9 protein-coding genes are annotated in these 12,397 nt (G+C 70.9%); 6 read left to right on the top strand and 3 right to left on the bottom strand.

Features of this window, described 5'->3' with window-relative positions; all coding sequences use genetic code 11:
• Positions 1-46: 46 nt before the first annotated feature.
• Positions 47-1,747 carry an aldehyde dehydrogenase family protein gene (locus OHB21_RS07285; protein WP_067509840.1) on the bottom strand — a complete coding sequence of 567 codons (1,701 nt, stop codon included), beginning with the start codon at positions 1,745-1,747 and terminating at the stop codon, positions 47-49.
• A gap of 140 nt (positions 1,748-1,887) precedes the next feature.
• Here OHB21_RS07285 and serS point away from each other — a divergent pair, with 140 nt between their 5' ends.
• The 4 genes from serS to OHB21_RS07265 all read left to right on the top strand — a co-directional run bounded on the left by serS (position 1,888) and on the right by OHB21_RS07265 (position 7,707).
• The gene (serS, locus tag OHB21_RS07280; RefSeq protein WP_067509838.1) at positions 1,888-3,150 is read left to right on the top strand and encodes a serine--tRNA ligase; all 1,263 of its coding nucleotides are present in this window, start codon (positions 1,888-1,890) and stop codon (positions 3,148-3,150) included.
• Positions 3,151-3,297: 147 nt separating this feature from the next.
• A complete protein-coding gene (locus OHB21_RS07275) occupies positions 3,298-5,058 on the top strand; it encodes a putative bifunctional diguanylate cyclase/phosphodiesterase (protein ID WP_228789733.1) in 1,761 nt (586 codons plus the stop codon).
• 100 nt (positions 5,059-5,158) lie between these two features.
• Positions 5,159-6,436 carry an MFS transporter gene (locus tag OHB21_RS07270; protein WP_067509833.1) on the top strand — a complete coding sequence of 426 codons (1,278 nt, stop codon included), beginning with the start codon at positions 5,159-5,161 and terminating at the stop codon, positions 6,434-6,436.
• A 317-nt stretch (positions 6,437-6,753) separates the two neighbouring features.
• Positions 6,754-7,707: a DMT family transporter gene (locus OHB21_RS07265; RefSeq protein ID WP_232331767.1), complete on the top strand. Its 954-nt coding sequence runs from the start codon at positions 6,754-6,756 to the stop codon at positions 7,705-7,707.
• A 199-nt stretch (positions 7,708-7,906) separates the two neighbouring features.
• Here OHB21_RS07265 and OHB21_RS07260 read toward each other — a convergent pair whose 3' ends face one another.
• Positions 7,907-9,442 (bottom strand): Rieske 2Fe-2S domain-containing protein, encoded by a 1,536-nt coding sequence (locus OHB21_RS07260; RefSeq protein ID WP_067509831.1) that lies wholly within the window; start codon positions 9,440-9,442, stop codon positions 7,907-7,909.
• Positions 9,443-9,625: 183 nt separating this feature from the next.
• Positions 9,626-10,396, bottom strand: coding sequence for a hypothetical protein (locus OHB21_RS07255; protein ID WP_195124925.1), 771 nt, complete (start codon positions 10,394-10,396; stop codon positions 9,626-9,628).
• Positions 10,397-10,850: 454 nt separating this feature from the next.
• On the opposite strand from OHB21_RS07255, the gene OHB21_RS07250 reads away from it, so the two are divergent.
• Both OHB21_RS07250 and OHB21_RS07245 read left to right on the top strand, forming a co-directional pair.
• Positions 10,851-11,600, top strand: coding sequence for a lysophospholipid acyltransferase family protein (locus tag OHB21_RS07250; RefSeq protein ID WP_195124924.1), 750 nt, complete (start codon positions 10,851-10,853; stop codon positions 11,598-11,600).
• A 34-nt stretch (positions 11,601-11,634) separates the two neighbouring features.
• A complete protein-coding gene (locus OHB21_RS07245) occupies positions 11,635-12,387 on the top strand; it encodes a lysophospholipid acyltransferase family protein (RefSeq protein WP_195124923.1) in 753 nt (250 codons plus the stop codon).
• Positions 12,388-12,397 lie beyond the last annotated feature (10 nt).

Genomic DNA, 12,397 nt, shown 5'->3' with positions numbered 1-12,397 from the left:
GGCAGCGTCCGCGCCGCGGTGCCACGACCAGGCCGGATCCGCCCGCTCACCCGCGGAACGCGGAGAGGAACAGGCCGGGCAGCCGCAGCGGATCGCGCCCGGCGTAGAACTCGGTGAGCTTGCGCCCGGTCTCGGCGGCGGTGGCGTTGTCCACGAACCACGGCGGTTTGGGGGAGAGCGCGGGTTCACCGGCCAGCAGCGAGCGCGGCGCGGGACGGAACGGCCCGCGCACCACGGTGCGTTCCACGTGGTCGAGCAGGAAAGCGTTGTGCACCACGCCGATTCCGCTCTGCACGTCGTCGAGGGTGTGTCCGGGATAGGCGCCCCAGCTGGCGCGCGGGGCCAGGAACGCCAGGCCGGTCCAGGCGTTCACCGCGATCGCGCCGTAGCGCAGCCGCTCCAGGGCCCGGTCGAACGCGGTGCCCAGCCTGCGGATCACGGCGGGCTGGGCCAGCACGTTGGCGCCCAGCGTGCCGGTGAGTTCGGCGTTGGCGAAATCGACCGCGCGGTGCAGGAATTCGCCGCCCCGGCCCGGCAGTTCCACCACGCCGAGCACGGGCGAGAAGTACTCGGTGTTCAGCAGCGGGCTCTCGGCGGGCGGGACGCCCTCCACCAGCACCCGGCCCTGGCCCAGCCGTTCGGCCGCCGGATAGGCGGCGAGTGCGTCGGCGACCCGCTTGTCGCTGCCCGGGTAGTACGGCGTGCGCTGCGGCGCGAGTTCCAGCGCGGTGCGCAGTTCGTCGAGGAAGCGGTCGCGCTGGGGCCAGTCGGCGGCGATCACCACGGCCTGGGCGGCGACGCAGTTGTAGCCGCCGTTGTGCAGCCGCTGGGTGGCGATGTGGGCGGCCTGGAAGGCCAGATCGGCGTCGGACCACTCGCCGGGCACCACGAGGGTGGGCGACACCCCGCCCAGCTCGCTGGTGATCGGCTTGTCCAGCAGCGGGGTGCCCGCCTTCTTGTTGGCGGTGCCCTCGGCGCCGGTGCCCCACACGATGGCGTCGTGGGTCTGCGCGCTGCCGGTCATGTGCGCGTGCGCGACGAGCGGATGGCGCACCAGATAGCCGCCCTCCTCCGCGCCGCCGAGCAGGATCCGCACGACACCGAGTTCGATGAGCGGCGCGAACACCATCTCGAACACGGTGAACAGCGGATCGGTGATCGGGTTCAGCTTGAGCGCCACCACGCGGTTGTGGGCGAACAGTTCGTAGAGCGTGTCCAGCGGCGGGATCGAGGTGATGTTGCCCGCGCCGAGTACGGCGCCGATGCCGCCGGTCTGCGCCGGATCACGTTGCGCGAGTCCGGCGTCGCGGCGCGCGGTCGCCTCGTCCACGCCGGGCCGCAACCACACCTCGCCGCTGAATCCGCTCAGCAGCAGCCGGTCGTACAGGTCCAGCGGCAGGATCGGCACCGACACGCGTCCGCCCGGCGCGCTGCCCAGCGTCACGCCGTCGAGCGGGCTGCGTCCCGCGTCCAGCTTGCGCAGCGTGTCGGCCAGCGCCGCCGTGGCTTGCAGCAGGGTCATCGGCCCCGACATCCACTCCTCGCCGACCAGTGGCGAGTCCTCCGGCAGATCCTTGACGGCGCGCGCCGCCCGCACCCAGTCGGCGGCGAAGCGACCCGTGCGCTTGTGGATCTGGTCGAGCAGTTCGGCCCGCTCGCGCAGCGGGGTGGCGGCCCAGGTCCGCTCGCCCGCGGACAGATCGGCCAGTGCGTCGTCGATGGTCGTCGCGTCGAAAGTCGTACCCACCAGCCAACTATGCGCGTCGCGGCCGGGTTCGCGGCCCGGAACTGGGCAGATCGGCGCGAACCCGCCACCGGGCGGGCGTGTCGGTGCGCGGCGGATATCGGGATGAAGTCGCCCCGGGCCGCCGACTACGCTGATTCCCCATGATCGACCTGCGACTCCTGCGGGAGGACCCCGAGACGGTGCGCGCCTCGCAGCGCGCGCGTGGCGAAGACCCCGCGCTCGTCGACGCCCTGCTGGAGGCCGACGCCGCCCGCCGCGCCGCGGTGGCCACGGCCGACAACCTGCGCGCCGAGCACAAGGCGATGGGCAAGCTGGTCGGCAAGGCGTCCAAGGAGGAGCGCCCGGCGCTGCTCGCGCAGGCGCAGGAGATGTCGGTGAAGGTGAAGGAGGCCGAGGCAGCCCAGCACGCCGCCGACGCCGATCTGGACGCCGCGCACCGCGCCATTCCCAATGTCGTGCAGGAGGGCGCGCCCGCGGGCGGCGAGGACGATTTCATCGTGCTCGAAACCGTCGGCACGCCACGCGAATTCGACTTCACGCCCAAGGACCACCTGGAACTCGGCGAATCGCTGGGCCTGATCGACATGGAGCGCGGCGCGAAGGTGTCGGGCGCGCGCTTCTACTTCCTCACCGGCTACGGCGCGCTGCTGCAGCTGGGCCTGTTGCAGCTGGCCGCGCAGAAGGCCACGGCCAACGGGTTCACCATGATGATCCCGCCGGTGCTGGTGCGCCCCGAGGTCATGGCGGGCACCGGCTTCCTGGGCCAGCACTCGGCCGAGGTCTACCACCTGGCCGAGGACGACCTGTACCTGGTCGGCACCTCGGAGGTGCCGCTCGCGGGCTACCACGCCGACGAGATCCTGGACCTGAGCGGCGGCGCCAAGCGCTACGCGGGCTGGTCGTCGTGCTTCCGCCGGGAGGCGGGCAGCTACGGCAAGGACACCCGCGGCATCATCCGCGTGCATCAGTTCGACAAGGTCGAGATGTTCGTCTACACCACGCCCGAGCAGGCCGACGCCGAACACCGCCGCCTGCTGGACTGGGAGAAGGAGATGCTGGCCGCCATCGACGTGCCCTACCGGGTGATCGATGTCGCGGCGGGCGATCTGGGCACCTCGGCCGCCCGCAAGTTCGACTGCGAGGGCTGGGTGCCGACCCAGGGCACCTACCGCGAGCTCACCTCGACCTCGAACTGCACCACCTTCCAGGCGCGCCGCCTGGCCGTGCGCTACCGCGACGAGAACGGCAAGCCGCAGATCGCGGCGACGCTGAACGGCACGCTGGCCACCACCCGCTGGATCGTGGCGATCCTGGAGAACCACCAGCAGGCCGACGGCTCGGTGCGGGTGCCCGCCGCGCTGGTCCCGTTCGTCGGCACCGAGGTGCTCGCGCCGCGGGGCTGAAACGGGCCGCTCACCGGTGCGGATTCCGGGGATGTGGCAACCGTTGTGATGGGTAGTGTCTAGGCTGTTCCCGTGCGAGGAATCGGGGCGCGCGGCGATACCCGAACCCGGGTCCGGGCGGCATCGGCGCTGGCGACGGCAATGGTCATGGCTCGGACCACCGGGGCGTTCTACGTCATGGGCGGTGTGCTCGGCCTGATCATCACGGCCATCGCGCCGGGCGACGAGGGTAATCGGCCGCTGGTCGGCACGGCGGCGGCGATTGCGCTGGTGCTGGGATTGACGCTGCTCGCGTGGGGTCCGCGCCTTCCGCATTCCATCCATCACGGCTATGTCGCCGTCGCCACCGTATTGGTGACGGTGGCGGTGCATTCATTCCCGAATATGGTCGGCGGGATCAGCCTCGCCTCGTTCTATGTGTTCGTGGCGTGCGACGCGGCGCTGTTCTTCCGGTGGTCACAAGCGTTCGCGCACATCGCTTTCGCGATGGTGCTGTGCCTGTGGGCGTTGCCCGCGCGCGATCTGCCCTGGTGGTCGGGCCTGATCCCGGCCGGTGTCACCTTCGGTGTGGGTGTCGTGGTCGGCATCCTCACCCGGATGGCGTCCGAGGCCGATATCGACGTGCTCACCGGGCTGCTGAACCGGCGCGGGTTCGACCGCGCGCTCAACACCGCGATCGAGCACGCGGCCCGCACCGGGCAGGGGCTCTCGCTGGTGCTGGTCGACCTGGACCGCTTCCAGAAGATCAACGACCACCTCGGGCACCGCGCAGGCGACGCCGTCCTGCAACGCGTCGCCGACACCTGGTCGAAACTGCTGTCGCCCGATCAGGTGCTGGCCCGCTACGGGGGCGACGCGTTCGCGCTGCTGCTGCCCAACACCACCGAACAGGCCGCGATCCTGCTCACCGAGCAGTTGCGCGCCGCCGTCACCACCGGCTGCTCGGCGGGTGTCACCTCCTGGCAGCAGGGCGAGTCGGGATCGCTGCTGGTGAGCCGCGCCGACGTGGGTCTCTACCGGGCCAAGCAGGCCGGGCGCAACCGCACGGTGCTGGAGTCCTCGCGGCAGCTGCCGCTGGCCGTCGAGCTGCGCGAGGCCATCGACCGCGGCGCGCTCGATGTGCACTACCAGCCGATCGTCAGCCTCAGCGAGGGCGGCGGCAAGGCGGTCGGCGTGGAGGCGCTGCTGCGCTGGTCGTCCAGCGCGCAACCCGACGTCACCACCGAGGGCCTGATCCGGGTGGCCGAGGAGTACGACCTCATCGCCGATCTGGACGAGCTGGTGCTGCGCCGCGCCTGCGCCGACGCCGCCCGCCTCCAGGAGACCTTCGCCCAGCTCGACCTCACGCTCAATGTCAACGTCAGCGGGCTCGAACTGGCCGAGACCGGGTACGCCGACCGGGTCGCCGGCATCCTGGCCAGCACCGGCTGGCCCGCCGATCAGCTGGTGCTCGAGGTGACCGAGAGCGAGCTGGCCGCCGAATCGCAGACCGCCATCGCGAACCTGCACACCCTGCGCGAGCGGGGCGTGCGCATCGCCATCGACGATTTCGGCACCGGCTATTCCTCGCTGAGCCGGCTGGCCACGCTGCCGAGCGACATCATCAAGGTCGACCAGTCGTTCGTCGCCGCCATCCGCTCCGATTCGCCCGCGCCGCCGCTGCTCGGCGTCATCGCCGCGCTGAGCAAGTCGCTGGACCTGCAGGTCATCGCCGAGGGCGTGGAGACCGAATACCAGGCCGCGGTGCTCACCGAGCTCGGTTTCGCACTGGCGCAGGGCTACCACTACAGCGATTCGCACCCGGTCTCGGAGCTGATCCACGACCTCAACCAGGGCCAGAGCCGGGTGGGTCCCGGTTCGCACGACGACTCGGTGCCCGCGAACAACGGCTGGCTGCCGCTCGGCTGAAATGTGCTTGACGCCGCGCGCGCCCGGCGGCCAAGCTGAATGCATGCGTCAGATCCTGCATCGATGTTGACACTTCCGTAGCACCTCGGTCCGCGGTCATATGCTGCGGGCGATCCTGTTCAAGGGCTCGCGGGAACTCATCCCGCTGTATGCCCTCTACGCGCTGCTGTTCGCCGACCACGGGCTGAGCACGGCGCAGATCTCCTCGCTGCTGGCCATCTGGTCGGTGACGGCGTTCGTCCTGGAGGTGCCCTCCGGCGCGTGGGCCGACACGGTGTCGCGGCGTCTGCTGCTGATCCTGAGCGGTGCGCTGGTGTGCGCGGCGTTCGTGCTGTGGACCGCCACGCCGTCCTATCTCGGATTCGCGCTCGGTTTCGTGCTCTGGGGTGTGTCGGGTGCGCTGGAATCCGGCACCTTCGAGGCGCTGATCTACGACGGGCTCGCCGCCGAAGACGCGACCGCCGAGTACCCCCGCATCATGGGTTACGCGGGCGCGGCGGAAGAGGTCACCGTCGTCGTCGCCATCCTGGCCGCGGCGCCGCTGTACGCGGTGGGCGGTTACGCGCTGGTCGGCTGGGTGAGCGTGGCCGTGGCCGCCGCGCACACGCTGGTCGCCGCCTCGCTGCCCAGCGCCCCGAAGGCCGGTTCGGTCGAGGACGTGGACGAGGACGGTCACGAGATCACCACCCCGGGTCACGTGCCCGCGCCCACCGTGGTCGAGCACACCGGGGTGCTGCACCGCTACCTCGCGATGCTGCGCGCCGGTATCGGCGAGTCGATGCGGGTGCGCCGGGTCCGGTACGGAGTCCTGTTGGGCGCGTTGCTGTTCGGCATCACCGCCTACGACGAGTACTTCGGCCTGCTGGCGCAGGAGGCGGGCGTGGCGACCGCCCTGGTGCCGGTGCTGGTGGGCGTCACCGTGCTCGGTTCGCTCACCGGCACGCTGCTCGCGGGCCGCACCAGCGCGCTGTCGGCGCGCACGCTGGCGATCGCCGTGGCGGCGGGTGGTGTGCTGTTCATCGGCGGCGCGCTCGTCGCGGGTGCCGCCGCCGCGCATCCCGGGCTCGTCTACCCGCTCACCGGACTCGGCTTCACGGCGATCGGCGTCGGCTACGGCGTGGTCCTGAACGCCGAGATCGTCACCGACGCCCGCCTCCAGGACGCGATCGCCGGCCCGGCCCGCGCCACCGTCACCTCGGTCTCGGGCTTCCTCTCCGAGATCCTGGCGCTCGGCATCTTCGGCTTCGCCGCCCTGGCGACGCAGTGGTTCTCGATGGCGGTCACCCTGGCGCTGCTGGGATCGCTGATGTTCGCGATCGCCGCGCTGATGCCGCGCTGGTTGCCGCCGCGGGTTGTGGAGCACGAGTCGGTGGAGTGAGGGGTGGGCTCGGCCGTGGGGTGTGCGCTGAGGATGTGGTGGCGCGGCGATTGAGTAGACGCTCAGGCTGTCGGGAGGCGGGTGACGAGGGGGAGGCGTGTGGTTGGCGGCGCTCGGGGTGTCGTGCGGTGGGTGACCAGTGTGGAGTCGTGTGGTGAGCGGCGTTGCGGGATCGGGTCTCCGCTTCGCCGTGGGGCCGTCGTTGAGGACGTGGCGGTGACGATCAGGCGGACGGTCAGCGTAATCGGAAGGCGCGTGGATCGGGGCCCGGCGTCGCGTGGCGGTGTAAGCCGGGAGCGGGCGGGTAGCGTGCGGGCGTGACCGTGCGGACGAGGTGGGGGTTGGTGTTCGGGTTCTGCATCGGGGCCGGGGTCGCGGTGCAGGGGCGGATCAACGGGGCGCTCGGGGCACGGTTGCAGGACGGGATCGCCGCCGCGACGGTCAGTTTCGGGACTGGTCTGCTGATCCTGGTGATCGCGTTCGCGATGAGTGCGCGGCTGCGGGCGGGGTTCGGCGCGGCGCGCGCGGCGCTGGCCGAGGGGACGCTGCGCCCGTGGCACCTGCTCGGCGGGTTGTGCGGTGCGTTCTTCGTCGCGGGTCAGGGGCTCACGATCGCGGCGATCGGCGTCACGGTGTTCACCGTCGCGGCCGTCGCGGGACAGCTGTTGAGCAGCCTCGCGGTGGATCGGCTCGGCCTCGCTCCCGGCGGCGCGACACCCGTCACGGCCTCGCGGGCGCTCGCCGCCGTGCTGGCGATCGGCGCGGTCGTGCTGACCTCGGGGCGAGGGGGCGAGCAACCGGGCGCCCTGGCCTTGCCTGAATTGTTCGGCGCCACGCCGCATTTCCTGCTCGTCGCGCTGCCCGCGCTCGCCGGCATCGGCCTGGCCTGGCAGCAGGCCGTGAACGGCCGGGTCGGCGCGGCGGGCGGGCCATTCTCCGCCGCCCTGGTGAACTTCACCGTCGGCCTGATCGCGCTGGTGCTGATCGAATCCGCACTCCTGGCCTACACCGGCGGCCTGCCGGCGTTTCCCACCGAACCCTGGCTCTACCTGGGCGGACTCATCGGCGTCGCGTTCATCGCCCTGGCCGCGCTCACCGTCCGCTGGATCGGCGTCCTGCTGCTCGGCCTCACCTCGGTCGCCGGCCAGCTCGCCACCGCCCTCACCCTCGACCTCCTCACCCCGGACACCCCGGCCCCCTCGGCACTCTCGGTCCTCGGCTGCCTGCTCACCCTCGCCGCCGTCACCCTCGCCGCCCGCCACCGAACCTGAACGGGTGCGCCGCGCGATCGCTCGCACGCACTCTGATCTCGCTCTCGGGCCGTCGCCCGCGCTATTGAATCCGAACGGGTGCGCACACACCTCCGGTCCGCACGGCTTTGGCCTCGGCACTTCCGACATCGCCCCGCAGAGGTACCGATTCGCCGACCGGCCCGAGTGCACCGGACCGGGCCAACCCATCAGAGCCGTATCAGAGCTTGCGCGAACGCAATTCGTGTCCCTTGGAGGTCTTGCAGCGACCCGACTCCAGATCCCACTGCCAGCCGTGCAGGTTGCAGGTGAGCGTGTTGCCCTCCACCACACCGAATTTCGACAGGTCCGCCTTCAGGTGCGGGCAGCGGCGCTGCACCTCCCATCCGGCGATCTCGGTGGACGCGGAATCGTCGTGCGCCTCGGCGAACCAGCCGTCGGCGTAGGCGATGCGCTCGTCGGTGAGGCATTTGAAGAACGTGTACAGGAATTCGTTGTAGCCGCCGATGCGCCAGGCCTGGAAGCGGGTGGACAGGAAGATCGTGTTCACCCAGTCGGGTTCGTTGTCGCGCAACACCGTGCGCACCAGCTCGGGCGCGATGCGGAAACCGTAGCGGTACTTGCCCTCACCCTCGATCGGCGCGCGCACCACCCGCTTCGGGAAGTCGACCACCACGGTCTCGTCGCCGATCACCAGGCCAACGGGGTAGCCGATGCCGTCGCAGATCAGGTCGCTCTGCACCATGATCGGCTCGAACAGCTCCTTGAGCGGCTCCAGCAGCGAACCCTCGCCGGTCGCCCACGAGGCCTTCTCCGCGGCCAGCACGGGCGCGAACTTCTGCGCCATCCGCTCGATGTAGGCGGCCTTGTCGTCGTAGATCTCGGCCGGGTCGAACGGGTGCGTCAGCGCGAGCTCCGGCCCGCGCACGTCCACGACCGAGCCGGGGATCATCAGCACCCCGCCCTTGTTGCCGTGGATCTCCATCTGCTCGAGGAAGACCATCTGGTCGGGGAAGATGTTGCCCTCGTCGCCGTGGTCGTCGTTGAGCGAGCGCAGCTCCGGATCCAGGAACACCGGCGGCCCCGCCGAGGGCACCACCCAGGTGGCCCCGACCTGCTCGATGTAGCTGCGCGCCCGGTCCATGCCGCGCTGGCGCTTCTGCTTGCCGAAGTTGGTCTTGGTGCGCGAGGGGATGTCGTACACCATCGGGTACCAGATCGCGCCCGAGTACTGGAGCAGGTGGATGTCGACGTGGCCGAACGCGTCGTGCAGTACGTCCATGTCGACCGGGCGGGCGTCGTTCATGTTGAAACAGGTGGTCTCGCCGTCGGAGACCACCAGGCCCGAATCGCCGATCGGCCCGTCGGCGGGCGCGCGCAGCGCGATGATCATGATGTCGAGATCGCCGCCGGGGCCGGTGACGGTGTGCTTGACCGAATCCTCGGTCTCGAAGAACTTGTGGAAGCCCAGCTTCTCCAGCTCGCGGCGCAGGTCCGGCACCGGGTAGTCGGGCAGCAGGACGGTCGCGTCCTTGTTCACGTGCTCGGTGAGGTTCTTCGCGTCGAAGTGGTCGCGGTGCAGGTGCGAGACGTAGAGGAAATCGCAGTCGCCCAGCTCGTCCCAGTCCAGCTCGGAGTTGTCCGGGAACGGGACCCACGAACCGAAGTAGGCCGGGTTGACCCACGGGTCGCACAGGATGGTCCCCGCCGCGGTGCGGATGTGGAATCCGGCGTGGCCGACGCTGGTGATCTGCACGAGCTTTTTCCTCCTAGACGTCCCTGCGCGTGCGCCGCGGCCGTGCGCGAGCGCGTGCCCCGCGCCGGCCGTGCGCGCGAGATCGCGCGCGGGAATCGAGAACGGGCTGTGGCCGGTGACGCGGGGTGTTGTCAGCCAACCAGGGTAGTAGCCGCGCGCGACCGGCGTCGGCGCGGCCGTCCGCTAGGGGGTGACGTCGCCGAGGCAGTAGCCGGCCGGTCGCTCCGCCAGGAGGAACGTGCGGGTCAGGGTGAAGCCTGCGGCGTTCGTCACCGGAACGCTCACCGAGTGGTAGCCGGCGCGCAGCGGCGCCGAGCGCATCTCCTCGGGGGAGAAGTGCTTGGTGCCGGTGAGCACGCCCGGATTGTTCGCCAGCGGCGCGGGAATCGGGGTGCCGGTGTCTTCCGGGTCCCAGTCGGCGGGGGTCGCCCGGCACACCAGCGGGTAGGCGTCCTCCTTGTCGTCGGGATCGACCGGTTCGCCGGTGAACCGCGCGAGGTAGCGGTAGACGGTGTGGCGTGCGTCGGCGTCGTCGAAGCCGATGCGTTCGCCGGGGGCGTAGCGGCGCGGGCAGGCGTAGCCGGTGGCGAGCGCGGCGCGGGGGACGGCGAGCACGATGTCGCCGTCGCGCCAGACGAGCGTTTCGCCCTCGACCGCGCCCGGCCCGGCGGCGGCCGCGAGCACCGCGTCGCGCCGCTCGTACACCTCCGCGACGTGCGCGGGCGCGACCGTCCAGCACTTCGCCTCCAGGTCGGGGAGGGTGTTCGAGACGAGGTCGGCCGCCCAGCGGCGTATCGGGGTGACGTCGGGGATGCCGTCGGGGGCGCCGATGGAGGGAACGTCGGCGGGCAGAGTCACGGAGGTGGTGGGGATCGCCGCGGGTGGTGTTGTCGCGTGGATCGGGGTGGGGCGGTCTTCGGACGGGTCCGGGGTGGAGTCGCACGCAGTTGTCATGGCCGCGAGCGCGAGTAACGCGGCGGCAGTTGATCGGATGCCGCTCAGTGGTGGTCGGCGGCGCTTCTCGGCCGGGGCCGCTCGGTTGCTCGGGTTCGTGCTGGTTGATCGTGCGCGGTCCACCGGGCGTTGATCGGGCGGACGTGCGGGGTCGGCCGGGCGTCGGCCGGGCAGAGTCGCGGCGCGGGATGGGTTCGTGCCGGGCGTCGGCGCGCCATCGTCCGGGCTCCGGGCGGCATCGCTCGCCGCCCGCGTCCTCGAACCGGACCGCCCAGCACCACCCTCCGGAACTCGGTCCGCCCGGTCCCGGTGAACAGGGTCTTGCGCCCGGGCGAACGCGCGGTCGCCCCGCGATGATCGGTCGGTTCGCACGGTCGGCACCACCTTCCGCGGGGCGGCCGAAGGGCCCCGCCCTCTGCCGGATGGGACAGTCAGCGACTACGCTAGCGGAATTGTGGAACCCGTCTACAGGACGATCATCGGGCTGGCCCGGACCGTCTTCTTCGCGCAAGGTCTGAAATTCACCGTCGCGGGCGATGAGCACATCCCCGCGACGGGTGGCGCCGTGCTGGCGGTGAACCACACCGGCTACCTCGACTTCACCTACGCGGGCCTGCCGGTGCGCACCCCCAAGCGCTACATCCGCTTCATGGCCAAGAAGGAGGTGTTCGACGACAAGATCTCCGGGCCGATCATGCGGGCGCTCAAGCACATTCCGGTGGATCGCGCGGCGGGCGCCGACTCGTACAAGGCCGCGGTCGAGTACCTGCGCCGGGGCGAGCTGGTCGGCGTGTATCCCGAGGCCACCATCAGCCGCAGCTTCGAGATCAAGGAGTTCAAGTCCGGCGCCGCCCGCATGGCCATCGAGGCCGGGGTGCCGATCATCCCGATCGTCATCTGGGGTGCGCAGCGGGTGTGGACGAAGGGTTTCCCGAAGCGTCTGGGTCGCACCAACACGCCGATCTCCATCCTGGTCGGCGCGCCCATTCAGCCCTACGAGCCGGCCGCCGGCCTCACCGCTGAGCTGCGCGCCACCATGCAGCGCATGCTGCTGGAGGTGCAGCGCGACTACGAGCACGAGCCCGGCGCGTACTGGGTGCCCGCCCGTCTCGGCGGTAGCGCGCCCACGCTCGAGGAGGCCGACGCGATGGACGCCGCCGAAGCCGCGGAGAAGGCCGCCCGCCGCGCCTCCGCCCAGGACTGACACCTGTTCTCGGTTCCTCGGGTACCGTCGCGCTATGGCGCGTGAACCCGTCTACGACGTGCTCACCGGCTTGGTGCGCACGCTGTTGTGGTGGCAGGGCCTGCGGATCGATATCCGCGGGCAGGAACACATTCCGCGTTCCGGTGGCGCGGTGCTGGCCGTGAACCACACCGCCTACCTGGATTTCATGGAGGTGGGCTTGGTCGGCCGCCGGTCCGGGCGCAATGTGCGGTACATGATGAAGGCCGAACTCGAACACGGCATCGTCGGCTTTCTCATGAAGCACTGCAAGGCGATCGGCGTAGATCGGTCGGCGGGCGCGGAATCGTTCGGCCGCGCCGTCGATTCGCTGCGCGAGGGCGAACTCGTGGTCGTCTACCCGGAGGCGACGATCAGTCGCAGTTTCGAGCTGAAGGAGCTCAAGTCGGGCGCGGCGCGGATGGCGTTGGAGGCCGGCGTGCCGATCATCCCGCTCGCCATCTGGGGCGCCCAGCGCATCTGGACCAAAGACGTCCCGAAACAGTTGGGCCGCCACCGCTTTCCCATCACCATCCGCATCGGCGAACCCCTCCCACCCGTCGGCACCCCCGACGAACTCACCGCCACCCTGCGCACCGCGCTCCGCACCGCCCTCGACACCGCCCAGCGCGACTACCCCGACCCGCCCACCGGCGCCCGCTGGGCCCCCGTCCGCCTTGGCGGCACCGCCCCCACTCTCGAACAAGCCGCCGAGATCGAACGCGCCGAACTCGAAGCCCGCCGGGCTCGTAGAGCGGAACGGGCGTAGGCGGGCCACC

Origin of the sequence: Nocardia puris (assembly GCF_036051655.1) — a bacterium.
Classification (GTDB): Bacteria; Actinomycetota; Actinomycetes; order Mycobacteriales; family Mycobacteriaceae; genus Nocardia; species Nocardia puris.
Note: the sequence above shows the minus strand (reverse complement) of the source record. Positions and strands in the feature narration are given on the sequence as shown.